25 protein-coding genes and 1 tRNA gene are annotated in these 22,748 nt (G+C 66.1%); 8 read left to right on the top strand and 18 right to left on the bottom strand.

Annotated features, from left to right (window positions below):
- Nucleotides 1–40: 40 nt before the first annotated feature.
- From coaE to BMY35_RS11485, 6 genes are all read right to left on the bottom strand, one after another.
- On the bottom strand, nt 41–652 hold the full coding sequence (coaE, locus tag BMY35_RS11510; RefSeq protein WP_177213612.1) for a dephospho-CoA kinase: 612 nt from the start codon (nt 650–652) through the stop codon (nt 41–43).
- A 7-nt stretch (nt 653–659) separates the two neighbouring features.
- Entirely contained in the window at nt 660–1,625 is a 966-nt protein-coding gene (locus BMY35_RS11505; RefSeq protein WP_093198338.1) for a prepilin peptidase, read from the bottom strand.
- Nucleotides 1,625–2,854: a type II secretion system F family protein gene (locus BMY35_RS11500; RefSeq protein ID WP_093198336.1), complete on the bottom strand. Its 1,230-nt coding sequence runs from the start codon at nt 2,852–2,854 to the stop codon at nt 1,625–1,627. The genes BMY35_RS11505 and BMY35_RS11500 overlap by 1 nt, the downstream gene beginning before the upstream one ends.
- Nucleotides 2,855–2,880: 26 nt before the next feature.
- Nucleotides 2,881–4,614, bottom strand: coding sequence for a type IV-A pilus assembly ATPase PilB (gene pilB / locus BMY35_RS11495; RefSeq protein ID WP_093198333.1), 1,734 nt, complete (start codon nt 4,612–4,614; stop codon nt 2,881–2,883).
- A gap of 117 nt (nt 4,615–4,731) precedes the next feature.
- Nucleotides 4,732–4,808: transfer RNA gene (locus BMY35_RS11490), tRNA-Pro, on the bottom strand.
- 50 nt (nt 4,809–4,858) lie between these two features.
- Nucleotides 4,859–5,851, bottom strand: coding sequence for a polyprenyl synthetase family protein (locus BMY35_RS11485; protein WP_093198331.1), 993 nt, complete (start codon nt 5,849–5,851; stop codon nt 4,859–4,861).
- A gap of 184 nt (nt 5,852–6,035) precedes the next feature.
- On the opposite strand from BMY35_RS11485, the gene rplU reads away from it, so the two are divergent.
- From rplU to proB, 4 genes are all read left to right on the top strand, one after another.
- Entirely contained in the window at nt 6,036–6,347 is a 312-nt protein-coding gene (gene rplU, locus BMY35_RS11480) for a 50S ribosomal protein L21 (protein ID WP_057592097.1), read from the top strand.
- Nucleotides 6,348–6,359: 12 nt separating this feature from the next.
- On the top strand, nt 6,360–6,620 hold the full coding sequence (gene rpmA / locus BMY35_RS11475; protein WP_093057448.1) for a 50S ribosomal protein L27: 261 nt from the start codon (nt 6,360–6,362) through the stop codon (nt 6,618–6,620).
- A gap of 71 nt (nt 6,621–6,691) precedes the next feature.
- Nucleotides 6,692–7,768, top strand: coding sequence for an Obg family GTPase CgtA (gene cgtA / locus BMY35_RS11470; protein ID WP_093198328.1), 1,077 nt, complete (start codon nt 6,692–6,694; stop codon nt 7,766–7,768).
- 76 nt (nt 7,769–7,844) lie between these two features.
- Nucleotides 7,845–8,987, top strand: coding sequence for a glutamate 5-kinase (gene proB / locus BMY35_RS11465; RefSeq protein WP_093198326.1), 1,143 nt, complete (start codon nt 7,845–7,847; stop codon nt 8,985–8,987).
- A 71-nt stretch (nt 8,988–9,058) separates the two neighbouring features.
- On the opposite strand, the gene BMY35_RS11460 is transcribed toward proB, so the two are convergent.
- Both BMY35_RS11460 and BMY35_RS11455 read right to left on the bottom strand, forming a co-directional pair.
- Nucleotides 9,059–9,655 (bottom strand): CNP1-like family protein, encoded by a 597-nt coding sequence (locus BMY35_RS11460; RefSeq protein WP_177213611.1) that lies wholly within the window; start codon nt 9,653–9,655, stop codon nt 9,059–9,061.
- The gene (locus tag BMY35_RS11455) at nt 9,600–10,271 is read right to left on the bottom strand and encodes an RNA pyrophosphohydrolase (protein ID WP_093198323.1); all 672 of its coding nucleotides are present in this window, start codon (nt 10,269–10,271) and stop codon (nt 9,600–9,602) included. Before BMY35_RS11455 ends, BMY35_RS11460 begins: the two co-directional genes overlap by 56 nt.
- 147 nt (nt 10,272–10,418) lie before the next feature.
- Here BMY35_RS11455 and BMY35_RS11450 point away from each other — a divergent pair, with 147 nt between their 5' ends.
- Together BMY35_RS11450 and BMY35_RS11445 are read left to right on the top strand one after the other, a co-directional pair.
- Entirely contained in the window at nt 10,419–12,164 is a 1,746-nt protein-coding gene (locus BMY35_RS11450; RefSeq protein WP_093198321.1) for a proline--tRNA ligase, read from the top strand.
- Nucleotides 12,161–12,847 (top strand): lytic transglycosylase domain-containing protein, encoded by a 687-nt coding sequence (locus BMY35_RS11445; RefSeq protein ID WP_093198318.1) that lies wholly within the window; start codon nt 12,161–12,163, stop codon nt 12,845–12,847. The genes BMY35_RS11450 and BMY35_RS11445 overlap by 4 nt, the downstream gene beginning before the upstream one ends.
- Before the next feature lie 22 nt (nt 12,848–12,869).
- Here BMY35_RS11445 and BMY35_RS11440 read toward each other — a convergent pair whose 3' ends face one another.
- The 6 genes from BMY35_RS11440 to hemA all read right to left on the bottom strand — a co-directional run bounded on the left by BMY35_RS11440 (nt 12,870) and on the right by hemA (nt 18,438).
- Nucleotides 12,870–14,180: a polyamine export protein PaeA gene (locus BMY35_RS11440; RefSeq protein WP_093198316.1), complete on the bottom strand. Its 1,311-nt coding sequence runs from the start codon at nt 14,178–14,180 to the stop codon at nt 12,870–12,872.
- Between the two features lie 55 nt (nt 14,181–14,235).
- On the bottom strand, nt 14,236–14,754 hold the full coding sequence (locus tag BMY35_RS11435) for a cupin domain-containing protein (RefSeq protein WP_093198313.1): 519 nt from the start codon (nt 14,752–14,754) through the stop codon (nt 14,236–14,238).
- 16 nt (nt 14,755–14,770) lie between these two features.
- Nucleotides 14,771–15,097: a Grx4 family monothiol glutaredoxin gene (gene grxD / locus BMY35_RS11430; protein ID WP_093198312.1), complete on the bottom strand. Its 327-nt coding sequence runs from the start codon at nt 15,095–15,097 to the stop codon at nt 14,771–14,773.
- Nucleotides 15,098–15,127: 30 nt separating this feature from the next.
- Nucleotides 15,128–15,982 (bottom strand): peptide chain release factor N(5)-glutamine methyltransferase, encoded by an 855-nt coding sequence (prmC, locus tag BMY35_RS11425; protein ID WP_093198309.1) that lies wholly within the window; start codon nt 15,980–15,982, stop codon nt 15,128–15,130.
- Entirely contained in the window at nt 15,979–17,067 is a 1,089-nt protein-coding gene (gene prfA / locus BMY35_RS11420; RefSeq protein ID WP_093198307.1) for a peptide chain release factor 1, read from the bottom strand. Before prfA ends, prmC begins: the two co-directional genes overlap by 4 nt.
- A gap of 99 nt (nt 17,068–17,166) precedes the next feature.
- Nucleotides 17,167–18,438: a glutamyl-tRNA reductase gene (hemA, locus tag BMY35_RS11415; protein ID WP_093198305.1), complete on the bottom strand. Its 1,272-nt coding sequence runs from the start codon at nt 18,436–18,438 to the stop codon at nt 17,167–17,169.
- 112 nt (nt 18,439–18,550) lie between these two features.
- Here hemA and BMY35_RS11410 point away from each other — a divergent pair, with 112 nt between their 5' ends.
- Nucleotides 18,551–18,829 (top strand): hypothetical protein, encoded by a 279-nt coding sequence (locus tag BMY35_RS11410; RefSeq protein ID WP_093198303.1) that lies wholly within the window; start codon nt 18,551–18,553, stop codon nt 18,827–18,829.
- A gap of 18 nt (nt 18,830–18,847) precedes the next feature.
- Here BMY35_RS11410 and BMY35_RS11405 read toward each other — a convergent pair whose 3' ends face one another.
- Genes BMY35_RS11405 through BMY35_RS11390 form a run of 4 tightly spaced genes read right to left on the bottom strand, consistent with a single transcriptional unit; the run spans nt 18,848 to nt 22,004 of the window.
- Nucleotides 18,848–19,360: a GNAT family N-acetyltransferase gene (locus tag BMY35_RS11405; RefSeq protein WP_093198300.1), complete on the bottom strand. Its 513-nt coding sequence runs from the start codon at nt 19,358–19,360 to the stop codon at nt 18,848–18,850.
- Entirely contained in the window at nt 19,360–20,154 is a 795-nt protein-coding gene (locus tag BMY35_RS11400; protein ID WP_093198297.1) for an ABC transporter ATP-binding protein, read from the bottom strand. The genes BMY35_RS11405 and BMY35_RS11400 overlap by 1 nt, the downstream gene beginning before the upstream one ends.
- On the bottom strand, nt 20,154–21,050 hold the full coding sequence (locus tag BMY35_RS11395) for an ABC transporter permease (RefSeq protein ID WP_093198294.1): 897 nt from the start codon (nt 21,048–21,050) through the stop codon (nt 20,154–20,156). Before BMY35_RS11395 ends, BMY35_RS11400 begins: the two co-directional genes overlap by 1 nt.
- Before the next feature lie 27 nt (nt 21,051–21,077).
- A complete protein-coding gene (locus BMY35_RS11390) occupies nt 21,078–22,004 on the bottom strand; it encodes an ABC transporter substrate-binding protein (RefSeq protein WP_093198495.1) in 927 nt (308 codons plus the stop codon).
- Between the two features lie 263 nt (nt 22,005–22,267).
- Here BMY35_RS11390 and BMY35_RS11385 point away from each other — a divergent pair, with 263 nt between their 5' ends.
- Nucleotides 22,268–22,738, top strand: a complete 471-nt coding sequence (locus tag BMY35_RS11385) for an Lrp/AsnC family transcriptional regulator (RefSeq protein ID WP_093198292.1) — start codon at nt 22,268–22,270, stop codon at nt 22,736–22,738.
- Nucleotides 22,739–22,748 lie beyond the last annotated feature (10 nt).

Here is a 22,748-nt window from a genome sequence, read left to right as displayed (position 1 = left end):
GACGTGGTCGTCGTGTAGCCGTCGCGGCGTCAACCCCAAATTATCGCGTGCTTGACTTAGCCCACCGTTCCCAGAAACCCCGGACCTGCTGAGCGAGTTCCTCCAGGGTCAGGGACTCGTTGTAAATCACGGTGTCGGCGGCGGCCCTGCGCGCCCTGCGCGGAGCCTGCTGGGCGATCACCGCCTTGACCGCCTCGGGCGCCCAACCCGAGCGTGCCACGACGCGCTTCAGCTGCGTTTCCTCGGTGGCGTCGACCACCAGCACCCGGTCGACGATGGCACGCCAGCGGCCGGATTCGACGAGCAGGGGAACGTCGAATACGACGATCGCATCCTCGCCGGCCGCGGCGGCCTGGCGCTGGGTTTCGGCGCCGATCAGGGGGTGGAGGATCGATTCGAGGCGGGCCTTGGCTCCGGCGTCGGCGAAAACGATCTGGCGCATGGCGGCGCGGTCCAGGCCTCCGTCCGGGTCGATGATCCCGGGACCGAAGGCTGCTTCGAGGGCGGGCATCGCGATGCCGCCGGGGAGCGCGATGGCTCGTGCGATGGCGTCGGTATCCACCAGGACCGCGCCCTGGGCTACCAGCAGCCCTGCGACGGTGCTCTTGCCGCTGCCTATGCCGCCCGTCAGGCCGATTCGCCGCACAACCATGCGGATGTCAATGGATCAATGCGCCGAGGGGAAAGGCGAACGGGATCCACTGCCTCACGAGTTCAGGGCCGGCCACGAGACACACGAGGCCCGCGCCGGCCAGGAAGGGACCGAAGGCGATGGGAATGTCCTTGTGCGCCAGCTTGCCGGCGATGCGAAGAGACACGCCGATCACCGCGCCCACCAGCGAAGAGACGAGGATGATCGCGATGAGGTAGTCGGCGCCGAGCCATGCGCCCAGTGCCGCCAGCAGCTTGAAGTCTCCATAGCCCATGCCTTCCTTGCCCGTGATCAGGCGAAAGCCATGGTACACAAGCCAGAGGCTCAGGTAGCCGAACACCGCGCCCCAGACGGCCGAGCTCAGAGAGATGCCGGTCCAGCCCATGGCCGCGCCTATCAGGCCCAGCCACAGCAGGGGGTAGTTGAGCGAATCGGGCAGGAACTGGGTGTCGAAGTCGATCAGGAACTGGCAGATCAGAACGGCACCGAATGTGGCCCACAGTGCCCCGGCGGGCGTAATGCCGAAACGCCAGGCGCAGAGGGCGAAGAGGCCTCCAGTGATCAGTTCGACCAATGGATAGCGCGGGCTGATCGCGGTCTTGCACGACGAGCAACGTCCGCGCAGCACGGCATAGCTCAGCACGGGGATGTTCTCGTACCAGCGGATCTTGTGCCCGCAGCTTCCGCAGCGCGATGCGGGACGCGTCAGGTCGAAGGGAGGTTGCTTCTCGAGGATCTCGGCCGCCTTGTCGGCTTCTGTTTCCAGTCCGGCGGGCGCCGCGACTTTGGGGCCGAAAGCAAGCGACCACAGCGAGGGCGCGTTCTTCGACGACATGAGGTTGGCGACTGCGTCGGCGAGCCATTCGCGGTACATCATCACCGGCGTGCGGTAGATGACGACGTTCATGAAGCTGCCGATCAATAACCCCAGGACACCGGCGAAGACGGTGTCGAACTCCCGCGAAACGAGCATCAAACGACCTGGCCGAGCTTGAAGATGGGCAGGTACATCGACACCACGATGCCACCGATGATGGTGCCGAGGAACACGATGATGATGGGCTCCATCAGGCTGGAAAGGCCTGCGACCATGTCGTCGACTTCGGATTCGTAGAAGTCGGCGGCCTTGCCCAGCATGTGATCGATGGAGCCGGACTCCTCGCCGATGGCGGTCATCTGGATCACCATGGAGGGGAACAGGTTGACGTTGGTCATGGCGGCCGTGAGGCTGGTGCCGGTGGAGACTTCCTGCTGGATCTTCGCCGTGGCGTCGCCATAGACGGTGTTGCCCGAGGCGCCGCCCACGGAGTCGAGGGCTTCGACCAGGGGGACACCGGCGGCGAACATGGTGGCCAGCGTGCGGGTCCAGCGGGCTACGCAGGATTTTTCGATCAGTACGCCGAAGATCGGTACTTTCAGCAGGAGGCGGTCCATGAACCTCTGGAAGCGCTCGTTGCGCTTCCATGCCTGCAGGAGGAAATAGATTCCGCCGCCAATACCGCCGAAGATCAACCACCAGTACGAGACAAAGAATTCGCTCATCGCCATCACGAACAGCGTCGGTCCGGGCAGATCGGCTCCGAATGACGTGAACACCTGCTTGAATGCAGGAATCACGAAGATCATGATGATCGCCACCACCACGAAGGCCACAACGATCACGGAGGTCGGATACATCAGGGCCGACTTGATCTTGGACTTGATCGCCTCGGTCTTCTCCATGTAGGTCGCGAGCCGGTCCAGCAGTTCTTCGAGAATACCGGCCGCTTCACCAGCCTCCACCAGGTTGCAGTAGAGGTTGTCGAAGTACTTCGGAAACTTCCGGAAGGCAGCCGACAGCGACGTACCGGTTTCCACGTCGCTGCGGATGTCGTTGAGCAGCTTGGCCACGCTCGCGTTCGCGTTGCCGCGCCCGACGATGTCGAAGGACTGCATCAGGGGTACGCCGGCCTTCATCATGGTCGCCAACTGGCGCGTGAAGATCGCGATGTCCTTGGGCTTGATCGCCTTGCCCGAGCGCATGCGGCGCTTCTTGATCTTGGAGGCGAGCACGCCCTGGCGGCGCAGAGCGGCCTGCACCTGGTTTTCGCCGGCAGCACGAAGTTCGCCTCTTACCAGCTTGCCGTTGCGGTCCTTGCCTTCCCATTCGAAGACAAATTCCTTGTGTGTGGGCTGGGTGCGGGAGGATGCCACTGTTGCCATTCGATCTCCGGTATTCGGTATGTTCGTTATTCGTTGGTGCAGGCCACCACTTCTTCCAGCGAAGTGAGACCTTGCATGACCTTGCGCAGACCCGATTGGCGCAGCGAACGCACGCCCTCGGCTTCCGACTGCGTGGCGATGTCGAGTGCGCTGCCGTCGCGCAGGATGATTTCCTGGATCGCCTCCGAGATCGGCATCACCTGATAGATGCCGACGCGGCCCTTGTAGCCGCTGCTGCAGGCGGAGCAGCCGACGGGGCGGTAGGGCTTCCAGGAGCCGTCCAGTTCTTCTTCCTGGAAGCCTGCCTCGAGCAGTGTTTCGCGCGGGATGTCGGCCGGCAGCTTGCAGACGGTGCACAGGCGTCGCGCGAGGCGCTGCGCCGTGATCAGGATCACGCTCGATGCGATGTTGAACGGCGCGATGCCCATGTTGCGCATCCGCGTGAGCGTGGTCGGCGCATCGTTGGTGTGCAGCGTGGAGAGCACCAGGTGACCCGTCTGCGCGGCCTTGATCGAGATGTCGGCGGTTTCGAGGTCGCGGATTTCGCCGACCATGATGATGTCGGGATCCTGGCGCAGGAAGGCGCGCAGCGCGGCTGCGAAAGTCAGGCCCGCGCGTTCATTGACGTTGACCTGGTTGACGCCGGGCAGGTTGATTTCCGACGGATCTTCCGCCGTCGCGATGTTGACGCCGGGCTGGTTCAGCAGGTTCAGGCAGGTGTAGAGCGACACCGTCTTGCCCGAGCCTGTGGGCCCGGTGACCAGAACCATGCCGTAAGGCCGGCCGATGGCATGCAGCAGCCGTGCCTTCTCGTCCGCGTCGTAGCCGAGGGCGTCGATGCCCAGGCGTGCGCTGCTCGGGTCGAGAATACGAACGACGATCTTTTCGCCGAACAGCGTGGGCAGCGTGCTCACGCGGAAGTCGATCACGCGATCGGGGCCGATCTTGAGCTTCATGCGGCCGTCCTGCGGCACGCGTTTCTCGGAGATGTCGAGCCTGGAAATGACCTTGATGCGCGAGGCCAGCTTGTCCTTGATGACGGTGGGCGGGCTGGCGACCTCGCGCAACTCGCCGTCGACCCGGAAGCGCACGCGGTAGTTGTGCTCGTAGGGCTCGAAGTGGATGTCCGAGGCGCGCATGCTGACGGCGTCGAGCAGCATCTTGTGCAGGAAGCGAACGACCGGCGCGTCCTCGACTTCGGCGATTGCCTGGTCGTTGCTTTCGCTGGCCGTCTCGGCAGAGACCTCGTCGAATTCGAACTCACTGCCGACGATGCTGTTGATGGTTTCCGCGGCGCTGACGGCGGCGGCTTCGATCATTCGCGACAGCTTGTCGTACTCGGCGATGACCCAGTCGACGCCCATCTGGGAAGCGAACTTGATCTTCTCCGCCGCCTGTTGGTCGGACGGATCGGCTGTTGCAACGATCAGACGGTTGTTGCGCTTGCTGAGAACGACGATGCGGTACGCATGGCACAGCTTCTGGTCGACCAGATCCTTCGGCAGACGCTGGGGATCGATGGCGTCCAGGTCGAGCAGCGGGGCGCCGAAGGCCGTGGACAGGGTGTGAGCGAGGTCGGCTGCCGAGACGGCGCCGGAGCCGGTCAGCTCCGCGATGAAGCTGGTGCGGCCGCTGAGGGACTTCTGGTAGATGTCCTCGGCCGCCTTGGCAGGAAGCTTGCCGGCCGAAACCAGGGCGCGCGCAAGCCCTGGGAGGGCAATCTGCGAGGGTTCTTTAACAGGAAGTTCGGCAGCGGCCATTCAGCGAGTGAAAAAGATGTGAAAATTTGCTTCACGATCATCGCTGAACACTCCTGTGCTGTAAATCGCTACACAGCAACAGGCATGGCCATTTGTCTATTTATGCCAGCCAAAGGCTGGTCGGGGTGAGAGGATTCGAACCTCCGGCCTCTACGTCCCGAACGTAGCGCTCTACCAGGCTAAGCTACACCCCGATGGTTGCAAGAAAGAAGAAGTCGTCCTAGATGCCAACTCAAAGAGGTGTTCAGGCACGTCGCTCAAGCAACTGAGCCGCCAATTGTAGCAAACCTGAAGCGTGCAAATTGGACGGGAAATCTTTTAGTGCATGAATCGCACGCTGCGCTTCGGCTGCGGCGGCGGCACGCGAGGCATCCAGCGCTCCGGTTTCACGAACGATCTCGACGACCTTGCCCAACTGGGCGGTGTCGCCGGCCTCGATGGCGGCACGCACCAGTTCGCTCTGCGCAGAGGTGCCTTGCTGCATCGCGAAGATGAGCGGCAGCGTGGTCTTGCCCTCGCGCAGGTCGTCGCCGACGTTCTTTCCCGTCTCGTTGATGTCGCCTGCGTAGTCCAGCACATCGTCGATCACCTGAAAGGCGGTGCCGAGCGCCTGGCCGTAGGTGGCGCAGGCTTCTTCCACCTCTGGCGTGGCATTTGCCAGAACGGCGGCGAGACGCGTGCTGGCCTCGAAGAGCTTGGCGGTCTTCGACCGGATCACGCGCAGATAGGCTGCTTCGTCCAGCGATGCGTCGTGCATGTTCATCAGCTGAAGCACCTCGCCCTCGGCGATCACGTTGGTGGCCTCGGCCAGGATCTGCATCACGCGCATGTTGTTGGCATCCAACATCATCTGGAATGCGCGCGAGTACAGGAAGTCGCCGACCAGCACGCTGGCCGGGTTGCCGAACGATTCATTGGCGGTCGCCCGACCGCGTCGCAGGGTCGACTCGTCGACCACGTCGTCGTGCAGGAGCGTGGCGGTATGGATGAACTCCACGACGGCCGCCAGATTGAATCGCTGCTCGCCTGTGTAACCCAGTGCCCCCGACATCAGCAGCAGGAGTGCCGGCCGCAGGCGCTTGCCGCCGGCAGAAATGATGTATCTGGAAACCTGGCTGACCAGCGGCACGCCCGTGTCGAGGCGGCGGGCGATCACACGGTCGACTTCGACCATGTCGCCGGCAATCAGGTCCAGCACGGTGGCGGTGGGGGAGGTGTCGGCGGCTGGAACTGGCAAGGCGAAGGCGCTGCTTAAGATAAGGGCAGCCCAGTCAGGAAAAGGGCCGGAAGGCGCAAATTATAGGGAGCCGGCGTGGTTTGCCAGGGGCGTTTCGAGCCAAGGGTGGTTAGCGAGCACAAACCGCGCTATAATCTTGGGCTCTGCGGAATTCGCCGCGGAGACTCATTTCTAAGAGGTTTACATGTACGCGGTCATAAAAACCGGTGGCAAGCAATATCGCGTTGCTTCCGGCGAGAAAATCAAAGTAGAACAGATTGCTGCGGACGTAGGCCAGGAAATCGTGATCGACCAGGTTCTTGCTGTCGGCAACGGCGCTGAAATCAAGGTTGGCACGCCCCTGGTGTCCGGTGCAACGGTGACGGTCACGGTACTGTCGCACGGCAAGCACGACAAGGTTCGCATCTTCAAGATGCGCCGTCGCAAGCACTATCAGAAACGTCAAGGCCATCGCCAGCAGTTCACCGAGCTGCAAATCGGCGCGATCGCTGGCTAAGGAGCAGGTTCCATGGCACAGAAAAAAGGCGGCGGCTCTACGCGAAACGGGCGCGATTCCAAGCCCAAGATGCTCGGCGTGAAGGCTTTCGGCGGCGAACTGATCAGCGCAGGCTCGATCATCGTGCGTCAGCGCGGCACCCAGTTCCACCCCGGCGTGAACGTCGGCGTGGGCAAGGACCACACGCTGTTCGCCCTGGTCGACGGCCATGTGTCGTTCGGCACCAAGGGTGCGCTCAACAAGCACACGGTCAACGTGACTCCCGCGGCTTAAGCCCCGAGTCAACTCGACCTTCCCGAGGCCCCGCATTGCCGGGGCTTCTTCATTTGTAAACTGGACATCCCATGAAGTTCGTCGACGAAGCCTTCATCGACATCGCCGCCGGCGATGGCGGCAACGGCTGCGTGTCGTTCCGTCATGAGAAGTACAAGGAATTCGGCGGCCCCAACGGCGGCGATGGCGGCCGTGGCGGCCACGTCTTCGCGGTGGCCGATTCCAACCTCAACACCCTGGTCGATTTCCGCTACTCGCGTCGCCACGAGGCCAAGCGCGGCGAGCACGGCATGGGCTCCGACATGTTCGGTGCCGCCGGCGACGACATCACGCTCAAGATGCCGGTCGGAACCATCATTTCCGATGCCGAAACCGGCGAGGTGCTGTTCGAACTGCTGAAGGACGGCGAGGTCATCACCATCGCCAAGGGCGGCGACGGCGGCTTCGGCAACATGCGTTTCAAGAGCGCCATCAACCGTGCCCCGCGTCAGAAGACTCCGGGCTGGCCCGGCGAGAAGCGCAGCCTCAAGCTCGAGCTCAAGGTGCTTGCCGATGTGGGCCTGCTCGGCATGCCGAATGCCGGCAAGTCGACGCTGATCAGCGCCATCTCGAACGCCCGCCCGCGCATCGCGGACTATCCCTTCACCACGCTGCACCCGAATCTGGGCGTGGTGCGCGTCGGCCCCGAGCAGAGCTTCGTGGTCGCGGACCTGCCCGGCCTGATCGAAGGCGCATCCGAAGGCGCCGGCCTCGGCCATCTCTTCCTGCGGCACCTGCAGCGCACGCGCCTGTTGCTGCATGTGGTCGACATGGCTCCCTTCGACGACAGCATCGACCCGGTCGCGCAGGCCAAGGCCATCGTCGGCGAACTGAAGAAATACGACGCCGAGCTCTACGAGAAGCCGCGCTGGCTCGTGCTCAACAAGCTCGACATGGTGCCCGCCGACGAGCGCGCCGCGCGCATCAAGGAGTTCGTGAAGCGCCTGCGCTTCAAGGGCCCGGTGTTCGAGATCTCCGCGCTCACCCGCGAAGGCTGCGAACATTTGGTGCAGGCCATCTACCAGCAGGTCAAGGCGCAGCAGGTGGCCGAGCACCAGCCGGTCGAAGTGGATCCGCGCTTCGTGCCGCTGCCGCCCGAAGGCTCCTGAGCGGCACCGGTCGGCCGGTGCCGGACCGATGGAAGACAGCACCCCAAGCAGCATTCAAGACCGTTACAACCCCAAAATGACCTCGTCGAACTCCGGATCCACTGCCTTGCGGGATGCCCGCCGTATCGTCGTGAAGGTGGGGTCCAGCCTCGTGACCAACGAGGGGCGCGGTCTCGACGAGGCCGCCATCGGCGAGTGGTGCCGGCAGCTCGCAGCGCTGGTGCGCGACGGTCGTGAAGTGGTGATGGTGTCGAGCGGCGCGATCGCCGAAGGCATGAAGCGCCTCGGCTGGCGCACCCGCCCGCACGAAGTCCATGAACTCCAGGCCGCGGCTGCCGTCGGGCAGATGGGCTTGGCCCAGATGTACGAGACCAAGCTGCGCGAGAACGAGATCGGCAGCGCCCAGGTACTTCTGACCCACGCCGACCTGGCCGATCGCGAGCGCTACCTCAATGCCCGCTCGACCCTGGTCACGCTGCTCAAGCTGGGCGTGGTGCCGGTCATCAACGAGAACGACACGGTCGTCAACGACGAAATCAAGTTCGGCGACAACGACACGCTCGGCGCCCTCGTTGCCAACCTGGTCGAAGCCGATGCGCTGGTCATCCTCACCGACCAGAAGGGCCTCTACACGGCCGACCCGCGCAAGGACCCCGACGCGAAGTTCGTGCACGAGGCCGCCGCAGGCGACCCGACACTCGAGACGATGGCCGGTGGCGCGGGTTCGAGCATCGGCAAGGGTGGCATGATTACCAAGATCCTCGCGGCCAAGCGCGCCGCCGGCTCGGGCGCATCCACGGTCATCGCCTGGGGCCGCGAAGCCGACGCGCTGCTGCGGCTGGCGAAGGGCGAATCCATTGGCACGCTGCTGGTGGCGCAGACCGCCAAGCACCAGGCCCGCAAGCGCTGGATGGCCGACCACCTGCAGCTGCGCGGCTCCGTTGTCGTCGATGCGGGCGCGGCCGCCAAGGTGCGGGCCGAGGGCAAGAGCCTGCTGCCGATCGGCATGACGGGCGTTTCAGGCGAGTTCTCGCGCGGGGACGTGATCGCGGTGCGCGACGTCGACGGTGTCGAGCTGGCCCGGGGCCTCGCCAACTACTCGAGCGTGGAGGCGCGGCTGCTGTGCCGCAAGCCTTCGTCCGAATTCGAACGCCTGCTGGGATACGTCGCGGAGCCGGAGATGGTTCATCGCGACAACATGGTGTTGATGCCGGGCTGAGAGAGAGAACGAAAAACAAACGGGGCCCATGGGCCCCGTTTTTCATTGCGCTCGACTCGAGCGCAGGTCGCTTACTGCACTTCCCGCACAGGATTGCGGATGTTCTGAACCATGTCGCCCACCGACGCACGCGGCGCGTTGCCTCGGCACAGGGCCTGCGTGGCCAGCTTGCGGGTGTAGCTGGAATTCATGTCGCTCAGGCGTTTCCACTCCGGCTTCGTCACGTCCTGCCAGGTGCCGTTGTTGTAGCGCGCGTAGCTCTTCATCTCGGCCGTGGAGCAGCGGATGCCCTCGTAGAAAGCGTTGGTCGCACCACCGCTGCGGTTCTGGGCCACCACCACGTAGCGCACGATGCCGTCGCCCGTGATTGCGATCGTCTGCGGATCGATGCCGAACTTCAGGCTCATGTAGGGCGGCATTTCGATCGGCAGCAGGCGGCTTTCGCTGAAGGCCGGCGGCGGCGGGGTGGCCGTTTCTTCCCACTCCTTGTCCGTCTCGTACCGCTTGGGCGGGGGCGGCATGCCGGCCTGTGCCCAATCGGGGTTGTCGGTGTCGTGGGGGCCCGAGGCGCATCCCGCGAGGATGCCGAAACAGGCCAGCAGGAGAACGCGCTCAGCGCTGCGTCGGAAGGGGCGGTGGTGCCTTGTTGTCTTGGACAGGAGGTTCATTGCTCGCAGAAGGAATGTCGGGATGCGGATCGAAACTGCCGCCGGGCGGCAGGTCCAGTCCGGGCGGCGCCCCGGCGTCCGGCGAGTGGCGCTCGAATTCTCGGGCGCGCACGTTGCTGCGCAGGAAGCGGTTGCGGAAGTCCTGCCTCGGCAGGTAACGAGCAAGCTCGGTGAGCGCCATCTCGTAGACGCCGCGCTTGAACTCGACGACCACGTCGAGCGGCACCCAGTAGTCATGCCAGCGCCAGGCGTCGAATTCGGGATGGTCGGTTGCACGCAGGTTGAGATCCCAGTCGTGCCCGATGAGTTGCAGCAGATACCAGATTTGTTTCTGGCCCTTGTAGTGCCCCCGTGCGTCACGGCGGATGAACCGATCCGGCACCTCGTAGCGCAACCAGTCGCGGGTACGGGCCACGATGCGCACATGCTCCGGGTGGAGCCCCACTTCCTCGTGCAGTTCCCGGAACATGGCCTGCTCGGGACTTTCGCCACGGTCGATGCCGCCTTGCGGAAACTGCCAGGAATGCGTGCGTATGCGTTTGCCCCAGAAAACCTGGTTTCTCTGGTTGAGCAGGATGATGCCGACGTTGGGCCTGAAGCCGTCCCGGTCGAGCATAATCAAACCCCAATTTTTGAACTGAGTCGATTATGCATGCCGGGTTGCCCTCGGCAAGCTGCCGATGCCAGGCTCTCAGGGTCTCTCCGGGGGAGCAGTTCCCCACTTCCGAACCTCGAATCCAGCGAATCCATCACCGCAATCCCGATGAAAGCTTCCCGTTTTTTCGTCTCCACCCTCAAGGAAGCGCCCGCTGACGCCGAAGTGGCGAGCCACCGGCTCATGATGCGGGCCGGCATGATCAAGAAGCTCGGCACGGGCATCTACACCTACATGCCCATGGGGCTGCGCGTGATCCGCAAGGTCGAGGCCATCGTCCGCGAGGAGATGAACCGCGCCGGCGCCGTCGAGATGACGATGCCCGTGGTGCAGCCGGCCGAGCTCTGGCAGGAAACCGGCCGCTTCGACAAGATGGGCCCCGAGCTGCTGCGCATCAAGGATCGCCACGACCGCGACTACGTGATCCAGCCGACCAGCGAAGAAGTGGTGACCGACATCGCCCGGCAGGAAATCCGCAGCTACAAGCAGCTGCCGAAGAATTTCTATCAGATCCAGACCAAGTTCCGCGACGAGCGCCGTCCGCGCTTCGGCCTGATGCGCGGGCGTGAATTCATCATGAAGGACGCCTACAGCTTCGACCGCGACCTCGACGCCGCCAAGGCGAGCTACCAGGTCATGGCGCAGGCCTACCGCAACATCTTCGACCGCTTCGGCCTGCGCTACCGTGCCGTAGCGGCCGACAGTGGCGCCATCGGCGGCGACCTGAGCGAAGAGTTCCAGGTGATCGCCGCCACTGGCGAGGACGCCATCGTCTACTGCCCTGACAGCGACTACGCCGCCAACATGGAAAAGGCCGAGGCGCTGGCCCCGGCCGGTCCGCGCCCCGCGGCCGCCAAGGCGCTCGAGAAGACGCCGACCCCCGGCAAGAGCACCTGCGCCGACGTGGCCGAGCTGCTGGGCGTGCCGCTGTCGACCACCATCAAGTCGCTCGTGCTCGCCACCGACGTCGTCAATGAGGCCGGCGACATCAAGGGCTCGCAGGTCTGGCTGCTGCTGCTGCGCGGCGATCACGACATGAACGAGATCAAGGTCGGCAAGCTGCCGGGCCTGAACCAGGGCTTCCGCTTCGCGACCCTGGCCGAGATCGAGGACCACTTCGGCTGCAAGCCCGGCTACCTGGGCCCGCTGAACCTGAAGAAGCCCGTGAAGCTGGTGGCCGACCGCGAAGCCGCCGTCATGGCCGACTGGATCACCGGCGCCAACGAAATCGACTTCCACATGACCGGCGTCAACTGGGGCCGCGACCTGCCCGAGCCCGACCTGGTGGCCGACATCCGCAACGTGGTCGCCGGCGACGCCTCGCCAGACGGCAAGGGCGTGCTGGCCATCGAGCGCGGCATCGAGGTGGGCCACGTGTTCGTGCTGGGCACCAAGTACAGCAAGGACATGAACGCCACCTATCTCGACGAAGGCGGCAAGCCGCAGTTCCTCGAGATGGGCTGCTACGGCATCGGCATCACCCGCCTGCCGGCCGCCGCCATCGAACAGAACCACGACGAGCGCGGGATCATCTGGCCGGACGCCATCGCCCCCTTTACGGTGGTGGTCTGCCCGATCGGCATGGACCGCAGCCCCGAGGTCAAGGCGGCTGCCGAGGCCCTCTACGAAGAGCTGCTGGCCAAGGGCGCCGACGTGCTGCTCGACGACCGGGGCGAGCGTCCCGGCGCGATGTTCGCCGACTGGGAGCTGATCGGCGTGCCCCACCGCGTGGTCATCTCGGACCGTGGTCTCAAGGAAGGCCAGCTCGAGTACCAGCACCGCCGCGACACGGCCGCCACCAAGGTGCCCGCGGCCGGCATCGCCGACTTCATCGCCGGCAAGCTCGCCAAATGAGCCTGGAGGGCGGCCTCTCGCGACGCCAGTGCCTGGGCGGCGCCGTGACTGCAGGCGCCCTCACCGTGCTGTCGCTGCCGCAGGCCGCCCATGCCGGCGCGCAGATCGAGGAGCCGCTGATCGACTCGGTGCGCACCGCGCTGAGCTCCGCCATTCACAACAAGGCACCGCCGGTGCCGCAGTTCGCGAGCACCGAAGCCCGGCTCGCCTATCTGCGCTGGCTGGGCGAGATGAGCGAGCGGCTCAAGAAGAAGATCGCCGACGCACCTTCGCGCATCGAATTCCTGCAGACCGTCTGGTACGAAGCCAAGCGCTCGGGGCTCGAAGTGAGCCTGGTGCTGGGGCTGGTCCAGGTCGAGAGCAATTTCCGCAAGTTCGCGGTGTCGAGCGCCGGAGCGCGCGGCTACATGCAGGTCATGCCGTTCTGGACGCGCGTGATCGGCGACAGCGACCCGGCCAAGCTCTTCCACATGCAGACCAACCTGCGCTTCGGCTGCGTCATTCTTCGCCACTACCTCGACCGCGAGAACGGCGACCTGTTCATGACGCTCGGCCGCTACAACGGCAGCCGCGGCAAGTCGCCGTATCCGAACGCGGTCTTCGCCAACCAGCGGTTCTGGGTGTTCAACGACAGGGAACGCGAGAAGGAAAAAGAAAAGGACAAGGACCGCTCGGCGGCCTGACGCCTTCCTTTTTTCTGTCTGCTCAGTTCGCCGGCGCCTTCGCGGTGCCCGAGCCCTTGGTGACCATCACCTGGTCGATGCGGTAGCTGTCGACGTCCATCACTTCGAAGGTGTAGCCGCCCCAGCTCACGTTGTCGGTGCGCTTGGGCACGCGGCGCAGCATCACCATCAGGAAGCCGGCCAGCGTCTCGTACTCCTCCGAGTGAGGCAGTTCGTCGATGTGCAGCGCGCGCTGCACGTCCTGGATGGGCGTGATGCCGTCGATCAGCCATGAGTTCTCGTCGCGCTGGACGATCTGCTCCTCGTCGGGCGTGGACACCAGGTCGCCCATCACCGTGCTCATCACGTCGTTCAGCGTGATCACGCCCACCACCAGGCTGTATTCGTTGACGATGATCGCGAAGTCTTCGTGCGCCTGCTGGAACTGCTCGAGCACCTCGGTGAGCGACAGCCGGTCCGGGATGACCAGCGCCTTGTGCAGCGGCAGGCCCTGGTCGAAGGCCAGCGGCTGGCCGCTCAGCACGCGCTGGAACATGTCCTTGGCATCGACGTAGCCCAGCACGTGGTCGATGTCGCCGTCGCACACCGGGTAGGCCGAGAAGGGCTCGGCGATGATGCGCGCGCGCAGCACCGACTCGGGGTCGTCGTGCAGGAACCAGGCGATGTTGTCGCGCACCGTCATCACGCTGCTGACCAGGCGCGTGTCGAGCTCGAACACGTTGGCGATCACCTGCTGCTCGCGCACCGCGAGCACGCCGGCCTGCGCGCCGGCCTCGGTCATGGCCAGGATGTCGGCCGAGGTGATCTTGTCGTCGCGCGCCATCGGCATGCCGAGCGCCTTGAACAGCAGGTCGGTGCAGCGCGTGAAGAACCACACCAGCGGCTTGAAGGTGGTGATCAGCAGCAGCATCGGGCCGACCATCCGTATCGCCAGCCGCTCGGGGTTGCTCATGCCCAGCCGCTTGGGGAACAGGTCGGCGAACACCAGGAACACCGCGATGATGATCACGAACGAGCACAGGAAGGCCGCGCTGGCCGAGGCCTCGGGGCTGAGCCATTTCTCGAAGATGACCGCGAAGTACGGGCTGAGCGAGCCTTCGCCAACCACGCCGCCGAGTATCGCCACCGCGTTGAGCCCGATCTGCACCACGGTGAAGTAGTGACCCGGCTGCTCCTGCACCCGCAGCACCTTCTCGGCCCTGGGATCGCCCTCGTCGGCCATCTGGCGCAGGCGCAGGCGGCGCGAGGCGGCCAGGGTGATTTCGGCGAGGGAGAAGAAGGCGCTCAGCGCGATCAGCAGCGCGATGATGAGCAGGCTTTGGGTGAGGGTCATGTTGGCACGTCGAAGACGGCCACCATGGTGCCATGACTCTGCACCCGAAAAGCGTTCAGACCCCGCCCTGCGGGTGAGTGGGGTCGACCCAGAGCACCGATTCGGGCTTCTCGACAGGCTCGATGTCGAGGTTCACCGCCACTGCCTCGCCGTCGCTGCGGCACAGCACGCATTCGAGCGTCTCGGTCGCGCTGGCGTTGATTTCCTGGTGCGGAACGTACGGCGGCACGTAGATGAAGTCGCCCGGTCCGGCCTCGGCCGTGAACTCGAGCTTCTCGCCCCAGCGCATGCGGGCCCGGCCGCGCACCACGTAGATCACCGATTCGAGATGCCCGTGATGGTGGGCGCCGGTCTTGGCGTCGGCATGGATGGTCACCGTGCCGGCCCAGAGCTTCTGCGCGCCCACGCGGGCGAAGTTGATGGCCGCTGCCCGGTTCATGCCGGGTGTCTGGGCTGTGTTGGCGTCGAGCCGGTCGGCCGGGATCACACGCACGCCGTCGTGCTTCCAGGCCGGGGCAGCACTGTCGCTGCCGTCTTCAGGGGAGTGGTCGTGGTCCGCGTGATCGTGGCTCATGACCGTTCCCCAGGCTTCAGGCGTTGGCGCCGTTCACCACCTGCTGCAGTTCGCCCGATTCGTACATCTCCATCATGATGTCCGAGCCGCCGATGAACTCTCCCTTCACGTAGAGCTGCGGGATCGTGGGCCAGTTGCTGTATTCCTTGATGCCCTGGCGGATGCTGTCGTCGTCGAGCACGTTCACGGTCTTCAGCGTCTTGGTGTCGACGCCGACCGCTTTCAGGATCTGGATCGCGCGGCCCGAGAAGCCGCACATCGGGAAGCTTGCATTGCCCTTCATGAAGAGCACGAGGTCGTTGGTCTTGACGAGGTCGTCGATGCGTTGCTGGGCGTCGGACATGGGGACTCCTGAAAAAATAGGCTGGGGGGATTATTTCACCGTGCGCCAGATTCCGCCGGAGCAGCGCTGGATGCCGGCGAGGTCGTCGCGGCTTTGCACTTCGGCGAAACCGCGCGCGGCGAGCAGTTCGCGCACCGCCGCGGCCTGGTCGTGGCCGTGCTCGAGCAGCAGCCAGCCGCCCTCGGCGAGATGGGCCGGGGCGTCCTGCACGATGCGGCGGATGTCGTCGAGGCCGTCTGCGCCCGAGACCAGTGCGGAAGATGGCTCGTGGCGCAGGGCAGGCAGGTGCGGGTCGCCGGCGGCGATGTACGGCGGGTTGCTGGCGATGACCGTGTAGCCGCTGGCAGCGCCGTCGAGCCAGTCCGCCTGCGCGAAGCGCACCGGCAGGCCGAGCTTCCGGGCATTGGCCTGCGCCACGGCGAGCGCATCGGCGCTGGCATCGACCGCGTCGACTTGCGCGTCGGGCCGGGCGTGCTGCAGTGCAAGGGCGATCGCGCCGCTGCCGGTGCCGAGGTCGAGCACGCGCGGGGCGGTCTGGCCTTCGAGGCATTGCAGCGCCCATTCGACCAGCGTTTCCGTGTCGGGGCGCGGCACGAGCACGCGGGCATCGACCTGCAGGTTGAGCCCGTGAAATTCTTTTTCGCCCAGCAGGTAGGCGACCGGCTCTCCAGCACGGCGGCGCGACAGCTGCGCGGCCAGTGCGGACCATGCGGCATCGGGCATCGCATCGGTGTCGTGCGCCAGCAGCCAGGCCCGGTCATGCGGCGCGCGGCCCAGCGCGTGCAGCAGCAGCAGCTGGGCGTCGAGCCTGTCCACGCCCAGCGCGATGGATGCGGCCAACGCCTGCGCCACAGTGGCCGGACGCGGGTCTTCGACGGCGCTCATGCCGGCAGGCTCGATTCCAGCTCGGCTAGCTGCTCGGCCTCGCGCGCGGCGCGCAGCGCGCGCAGCACGTCGCCCAGGTCGCCTTCCATGATGGCGAGCAGCTTGTAGAGAGTCAGGTTGATGCGGTGGTCGGTCAGCCGCCCCTGCGGGAAGTTGTAGGTGCGGATACGGTCCGAGCGGTCGCCGCTGCCGATCAGCCCCTTGCGCATGGCGGCGTCCTTGGCGGCGCGCTCGCTGCGCTCCTTCTCCTGGATGCGCGCCGACAGCACCTGCAGCGCCTTGGCCTTGTTGCGGTGCTGGCTGCGGTCGTCCTGGCACTCGGCCACGATGCCGGTCGGGATGTGCGTGATGCGCACCGCCGAGTCGGTCTTGTTGATGTGCTGGCCGCCTGCGCCGCTGGCGCGATAGGTGTCGATGCGCAGGTCGGCCGGGTTGATCTGCACCGCCACCGTCTCGTCGGGCTCGGCCAGCACGGCCACCGTGCAGGCGCTGGTGTGGATGCGGCCCTGCGTCTCGGTGGCGGGCACGCGCTGCACGCGGTGGCCACCCGATTCGAAGCGCAGGTGGCCGAACACGTCGTCGCCCACCACGCGCACCACTACTTCCTTGTAGCCGCCGAGCTCGCTCTCGCTCTCGCTGACGATCTCGCAGCGCCAGCCCGCGCGTTCGCAGTAGCGCGTGTACATGCGCAGCAGGTCGCCCGCGAACAGGGCCGATTCGTCGCCGCCCGTGCCGGCGCGGATTTCGAGAAAAGCGTTGCGCGCGTCGTCAGGGTCCTTGGGCAGCAGCAGGCGCTGCAGCTCGTCCTCGAGCTGCACCAGCTCGGCCTCGGCGCCGGCGATTTCCTCCTTCGCCATCTCGGCCATGTCGGGGTCGTCGAGCATTTCCTTCGCGCCGGCGATGTCGGCCTCGCGCTGCCTGTAGCGCTCATAGCGGCCGGCGATCTGCGTGACCTCGGCATGCTCGCGCGAGATGGTGCGGTACTGCGCCATGTCGCTCATGATGTCTTCGCGCGAGAGCAGGAAGTCGAGCTCGCCCAGGCGCTGGGCGTAGCGTTCGAGTTGGTGGCGAAGAAAGGATTTCACGACGGAAGAAGCTCGGGATGAATGGAGGAAAAAGCCGCGATGCAGCGGCGATGCGCATGAAGGCCACGGCTTCCGCAGCCGGGCAGCGGACCAGCGCCGCTAACGCTCTTTGCGCAGGAACAGGCGCGAGATCGTCTGCGCCGTCTGCTCGCGCGAGGCGGCATCGCCCGCGTGCAGCTCGGCCATCGCGCCGTGCATCATCTTCTGCGTGAGGCCGCGCGACATGGCCTCGAGCACGGCCTCGACCGATTCGCCCTTGGCCAGCAGCTTGCGCGCGCGCGCCATCTCTGCGGCGCGCCACTCGTCGGCCTGCGCGTTGAGCTGCTGGATCAGCGGCACGGTGCCGCGCTGGCCCAGCCAGTGCATGAAGCTCTGCACGCCGGCATCGATGATCACCTCGGCCTGTGCCACGGCGGCCTGGCGGTTGGCCTGGCCCTGCTGCACGACCTGGGCGAGGTCGTCCACGGTGTAGAGGTAGATGTCTTCCAGCGCCTTCACTTCGGGCTCGATGTCGCGCGGCACGGCCAGGTCGACCATGAACATCGGGCGGTGCTTGCGTGCCTTGAGCGCGCGCTCCACGGCACCCAGGCCGATGATCGGCAGCGTGCTGGCGGTGCAGCTCACCACGATGTCGAATCCGGCCAGCCGCGCGGGCAGGTCGGCCAGCCGCATCGCCTCGCCGCCGAAGCGCGAGGCCAGCTTCTCGCCGCGCTCGAGCGTGCGGTTGGCGATGGCGATGGCCTTCGGTTCCTTGGCGGCGAAGTGCGTGGCCGCGAGGTCGATCATCTCGCCCGCGCCGACGAACAGCACGCGCGTCTTGCGCAGGTCTTCGAAGAGCTGGCCGGCCAGTCGCACCGCGGCGGCGGCCATGCTGATGGAGTGGGCGCCGATCTCGGTGGCCGTCCGCACTTCCTTGGCCACCGCGAAGGAGCGCTGGAACAGTTGGTTGAGCGTGCTGCCGAGGGCGCCGGCCGTCTCGGCGGCGCGCACGGCGTCCTTCATCTGGCCGAGGATCTGGGCTTCGCCCAGCACCATCGAATCGAGCCCGCTGGCCACGCGGAAGGCATGGCGGGCGGCGTCGCCGTCGTGCAGGGTGTAGGCGTGCGAGCGCAGCAGGGCAGGGGCCACGCCGCCGCTTTGCGCGAGCCAGCCGAAGGTGTGGTCGAGCGCGGCATGCTCCGAGGCGCAATAGATCTCGGTGCGGTTGCAGGTGGAGATGATCGCGGCCTCGACCTGGGGATGGCGGCCGGAGGCGAAGGAACTGCGCAGGCTCTGCAGCGTGGGGGCGATCTGGTCGAGCGCGAACGCGAAACGACCGCGCAGATCGAGCGGCGCGGTCGTGTGGTTCAAGCCGAGGGCCCAGACTGACATGCCCGTGATTATAAAATCAGCAGCCGCACGAGGCTGGCCAGGGGACAAATGGCTTTCCCTATGACAGCCATAACCCCGGACGCATGATCCGGCGAGTGCGCAACCCCTCCCGATGGACCTGCCGGCCCTCCTGAATCACCTGCTTAATTTTGTAGCACCCGCGGCTTTCCTGGCCCTGGTGCTGGCCTTTGCCGGGCGCTTCCTGGGCGGCGCACGTGCCGGCGTTCCGCGCTGGTGGGTTCAGTTCGCGCTGACCTTCGCCGCCGGCGTCGGGGTGCTGGTTGTCGGGCTCGTGGTGTTCGGGCGCGACGGGGCGATGGTGACCTACGCCGCGCTCGTCGTGGTCTGCGGCGTCGTCCAGTGGCTGGCGATGCGCGGCTGGCGCCGCTGAGGGCCGGCCTTCTTCTCTTCAGTCCAGCCGGCGGATCATGTAGACCGATTCGCCCGGATAGGTGGCGAGGCGAGCCTGCTGGCCCGGTCCATCGGGCAGCGTGGCCTCGTAGCCCTGCCGCTGCCAGAAACCCACCGACGACTGCACCGACACCAGCGTCGAATGCCGCCAGCCGGCCTGCAGTGCGTGGGCCCAGGCATGGCGCACCAGCTGGGGCCCCAGCCCAAGGCCCGAGGCGCCTGGGTCCACCGCCAGGTCGTGCAGGTAGAGCGAATCGGGCCGCTGCGCCACTTCGAACTCGCCGTGCAGCGGCGTCAGCTTGCCGGCCACCGACGGATAGCCCGCCAGGTAAGCCCGCACGCCGCCCCGATGCTCCACCACCCATCCCGTGTGCGGTGCGGCGCAAAGGCGCCTCGCGATCAGCGCGCCGTCTTCCACGAAGCCCGCGCCGTAGCAGGCGAGTTGGATTGCCAGCACCGCGTCGAGGTCGTCGGCGCGCATGCCGCGCACGAGGACGGCGTCCGGCTCCATCAGGCCAGCAGCAGCTTGTCGTCGTCCAGCTTCTCGCCGCGGGTCTGCTCGAACATGCGCAGCAGGTCTGGCACGTCGAGCCCCGAGCGCTGCGGCCCGGCCACGTCGAGGATCACCTGGCCCTCGTGCAGCATCACCGTGCGCGAACCGTAGTCCAGCGCCTGGCGCATGCTGTGCGTCACCATCATCGCGGTGAGCTGGCCGGCCTCGACGATCTTTGCCGTGAGCTCCAGCACGAAGGCGGCCGTCTTCGGGTCGAGCGCGGCCGTGTGCTCGTCGAGCAGCAGGATGCGCGAGGGCTTGAGCGAGGCCATCAGCAGGCTCACGGCCTGCCGCTGCCCGCCAGAGAGCAGGCCGATGCGGTCGGCCAGGCGGTTCTCCAGCCCCAGCTTCAGGATCGACAGCTTCTCGCGGAACAGCTCGCGCAGGTTGCGGTTGAGCGCGAAGCCGAAGGCCCGGCGCTCGCCGCGCTTCCAGGCCAGCGCCATGTTCTCCTCGATGGTCAGCGCCTCGCAGGTGCCGGCCATCGGGTCCTGGAACACGCGGGCCACCATGCCCGAGCGCTGCCAGGCGTTCATGCGCGTCACGTCCTTGCCGTCGATCTCGATGCGGCCCTTGTCGACGATCAGGTCGCCGCTCACCGCATTCAGAAAGGTCGACTTGCCCGCGCCGTTCGATCCGATCACGGTGACGAACTGGCCGGTGGGAATCTCCAGGCTGAGCCCGCGCAGCACGCGGTTCTCGATCGGCGTGCCCGGGTTGAAGGTCATCTCGAGTTGTTGGGCGCGCAGCATCAGTTCTTCCCCTTGAACAGGCCACCCAGCCTGCGCTTGTAGGCGGGCACCAGCAGCGCGAAGGCCACCAGCACGGCGGTCACCAGGTTCAGGTCCTGCGCCTGCAGGCCCATGAAGTCGGTGTTCAGCGCCATCGCGATGAAGAAGCGGTAGAGCAGCGCGCCGATGATGCAGGCCAGCGTGGTGATGACCATGCTGCGCGCCGGTATCAGCGTCTCGCCGATGATCACCGCCGCCAGGCCGATCACGATCGTGCCCACGCCCATCGAGATGTCGGCCGTGCCCTGGCTCTGCGCGAACAGCGCGCCGGCCAGCGCCACCAGCGCGTTCGACAGCGCCAGGCCCGCCATGGTGTGGAAGTCGGTGGAAATGCCCTGGGCCCGAGCCATGCGCGCGTTGCCGCCGGTGGCGCGCATCGCCAGGCCGGCTTCCGAGGCGAAGAACATGTCGACCACGATCTTCGCGACGATCACGATCAGGAGCAGCAACAGCGGTTTGGCCCACTGCTCGGGCATGCCGCCGAAGCTGGCCATGCTGAACACGGTGGGTTCGGTGATGAGCGCCACGTTGGGCTTGCCCATCACGCGCAGGTTGATGGAGTACAGCGCGATCATCACCAGGATGCTCGCGAGCAACTGCATGATCTTCAGCTTCACGTTGAGCCAGGCCGTGACCCAGCCCGAGACGGCGCCGGCCACGCAGGCCACCGCGGTGGCGGCGACCGGGTTCCAGCCCGCGACGATCAGCGTCGCGGCCACGGCGGCGCCCAGCGGGAAGCTGCCGTCCACCGTGAGGTCGGGGAAGTTGATGATGCGGAACGACAGGAAGACGCCCAGCGCGACCAGCCCGAATATCAGGCCGATCTCGATGGCGCCCAGCGAAGCGATGAGGGACATGGGAAAAAGCGGAAAGCCGGCGGCTTCTTACTTCGTGCTCACGACCTTCGCGGTCTTCAGCAGCTCGTCGGACAGCGTCACGCCCTGCAGCTTGGCGGCGCCGGGGTTCACCACCAGCTCGAAGTTGGCGCTGGTCTGCGAGGCGATGGCGCCGGGCTTCTCGCCCTTGAGGATGCGCACCACGACCTTGCCGGTCTGGCGGCCGATGTCGGTGTAGTTCAGGCCCAGGGCGGCCACGGCGCCGCGTTCGACGGTGGCGGTGTCGGCCGCCACCACGGGCAGCTTAGCCTGTTGCGCAACCTTCACGATGCCCTCGAAGGCCGAGACCACGTTGTTGTCGGTGGGCGTGTAGATCACGTCGGCCTTGCCGACCAGGCTCTGCGCGGCGGTCGGCACGTCCACCGTGCGGGCGGCGGCGGCCTCGACCACGGTCATGCCGGCGGCCGATGCGGCCTTCTTGAGCGAGTCGACGATGGCCACCGAGTTGGCTTCGCCGGGGCTGTAGATCACGCCCACGCGCTTGGCATTGGGCACCACCTGCTTGATGAGGGCGATGTGCTTTTCCAGCGGCGACAGGTCGGACACGCCCGTCACGTTGGTGCCCGTGGGCTCCCAGCTCTTCACCAGCTTGGCCGCCACCGGGTCGGTGACCGCCGAGTACACCACCGGAATGCTCTTGGTGGCGGCCACCACGGCCTGCGCCGACGGCGTGGCGATGGCGACGATCGCGTCGGGCTGGTCGCCCACGTACTTGCGGGCGATCTGGGCGGCGGTGCCCACGTTGCCCTGCGCGCTCTGGTAGGTGAACTTGAGGTTCTTGCCTTCCTCGTAGCCCGAGGCCTTCAGCTCGGCCTTCACGCCGTCGCGCACCGCGTCCAGCGCCGGGTGCTCGACGATGGCGGTCACGGCCACCGACTTGGTGTCGGCCGCGAACGAAGGCGCGGCGGCCAGCATGCCGAGGGCCAGGGCCACTGCGCTGAAGGGGGTGCGAAGCAAAGCGTTTTTCACGGGAAAGGGTCTCCGGGTGGGGAATGGATGCGTCTGAAGCCGCCGGCGGGTGCCGGCGGCAAGGGATTCAGCGGCTGGACATCGCGGCATGCGGTCCGGGCGGCTCGAAGTCTAGATCGTACTTTGCACAATTAAGGTGCATGAAAGCCTCGGGCTTACCCCGCTTTGCGCCATAAAATTGCATCGACTTGGTGCAAAGGGAGAAGAAATTGCATGACATCGCACTGGACCGGATCGACCGGAAGATTCTCGAGCACTTGCAGGCCCACGGCCGGGCCTCCAACCTGGAGCTGGCGGAGGTGGCCAATCTCTCGCCCGCCCAGTGCCTGCGGCGCCATCGCCGGCTGGAGGAGCTGGGGCTCATCCACGGCTACGCGGCGCGGCTGAACGCGCGCCACATCGGGCTGGGCGTGATCGCCTTCATCCACGTGACCATGGCGCGCGGCCACGTCGACGAGCTGCCCAAGTTCCAGGACCTGATCGCCGACATGAAGCAGATCCTGGAGTGCTACTCGGTGACGGGCGACTTCGACTACGTGCTCAAGGTCGTCGCGCACGACCTGGAGGCGCTCTCGCAGTTCCTGATGCACACGCTGATGCACATGCCCGGCGTGTCGGCGGTGCGCTCGAGCGTGTGTCTCAACGAGATCAAGTTCACCACCGCGCTGCCGCTGGAGTGAACGGCCGGCC

It is taken from the genome of Variovorax sp. YR750, from assembly GCF_900109805.1.
Lineage (GTDB): Bacteria > Pseudomonadota > Gammaproteobacteria > Burkholderiales > Burkholderiaceae_C > Variovorax > Variovorax gossypii.
Note: the sequence above shows the minus strand (reverse complement) of the source record. Positions and strands in the feature narration are given on the sequence as shown.

Bases quoted from the DNA above. Each gene is read 5' to 3' on its own strand.
- prmC (WP_093198309.1), bottom strand. From the start codon at position 15,982: ATGAGCGCCGTCGAAGACCCGCGTCCGGCCACTGTGGCGCAGGCGTTG.
- BMY35_RS11395 (WP_093198294.1), bottom strand. From the start codon at position 21,050: ATGTCCCTCATCGCTTCGCTGGGCGCCATCGAGATCGGCCTGATATTC.
- BMY35_RS11400 (WP_093198297.1), bottom strand. From the start codon at position 20,154: ATGCTGCGCGCCCAACAACTCGAGATGACCTTCAACCCGGGCACGCCG.
- rplU (WP_057592097.1), top strand. From the start codon at position 6,036: ATGTACGCGGTCATAAAAACCGGTGGCAAGCAATATCGCGTTGCTTCC.
- BMY35_RS11500 (WP_093198336.1), bottom strand. From the start codon at position 2,854: ATGGCAACAGTGGCATCCTCCCGCACCCAGCCCACACACAAGGAATTT.
- BMY35_RS11445 (WP_093198318.1), top strand. From the start codon at position 12,161: ATGAGCCTGGAGGGCGGCCTCTCGCGACGCCAGTGCCTGGGCGGCGCC.
- BMY35_RS11505 (WP_093198338.1), bottom strand. From the start codon at position 1,625: ATGCTCGTTTCGCGGGAGTTCGACACCGTCTTCGCCGGTGTCCTGGGG.
- rpmA (WP_093057448.1), top strand. From the start codon at position 6,360: ATGGCACAGAAAAAAGGCGGCGGCTCTACGCGAAACGGGCGCGATTCC.
- hemA (WP_093198305.1), bottom strand. From the start codon at position 18,438: ATGTCAGTCTGGGCCCTCGGCTTGAACCACACGACCGCGCCGCTCGAT.
- BMY35_RS11390 (WP_093198495.1), bottom strand. From the start codon at position 22,004: ATGCTGGCCGCCGCGCCTTCGTTCGCGGCCGACACCAAGTCGGTGGCC.
- BMY35_RS11440 (WP_093198316.1), bottom strand. From the start codon at position 14,180: ATGACCCTCACCCAAAGCCTGCTCATCATCGCGCTGCTGATCGCGCTG.
- pilB (WP_093198333.1), bottom strand. From the start codon at position 4,614: ATGGCCGCTGCCGAACTTCCTGTTAAAGAACCCTCGCAGATTGCCCTC.
- BMY35_RS11410 (WP_093198303.1), top strand. From the start codon at position 18,551: ATGGACCTGCCGGCCCTCCTGAATCACCTGCTTAATTTTGTAGCACCC.
- BMY35_RS11450 (WP_093198321.1), top strand. From the start codon at position 10,419: ATGAAAGCTTCCCGTTTTTTCGTCTCCACCCTCAAGGAAGCGCCCGCT.
- BMY35_RS11460 (WP_177213611.1), bottom strand. From the start codon at position 9,655: ATGAACCTCCTGTCCAAGACAACAAGGCACCACCGCCCCTTCCGACGC.
- grxD (WP_093198312.1), bottom strand. From the start codon at position 15,097: ATGTCCGACGCCCAGCAACGCATCGACGACCTCGTCAAGACCAACGAC.
- BMY35_RS11435 (WP_093198313.1), bottom strand. From the start codon at position 14,754: ATGAGCCACGATCACGCGGACCACGACCACTCCCCTGAAGACGGCAGC.
- proB (WP_093198326.1), top strand. From the start codon at position 7,845: ATGACCTCGTCGAACTCCGGATCCACTGCCTTGCGGGATGCCCGCCGT.
- coaE (WP_177213612.1), bottom strand. From the start codon at position 652: ATGGTTGTGCGGCGAATCGGCCTGACGGGCGGCATAGGCAGCGGCAAG.
- BMY35_RS11455 (WP_093198323.1), bottom strand. From the start codon at position 10,271: ATGCTCGACCGGGACGGCTTCAGGCCCAACGTCGGCATCATCCTGCTC.
- BMY35_RS11405 (WP_093198300.1), bottom strand. From the start codon at position 19,360: ATGGAGCCGGACGCCGTCCTCGTGCGCGGCATGCGCGCCGACGACCTC.
- cgtA (WP_093198328.1), top strand. From the start codon at position 6,692: ATGAAGTTCGTCGACGAAGCCTTCATCGACATCGCCGCCGGCGATGGC.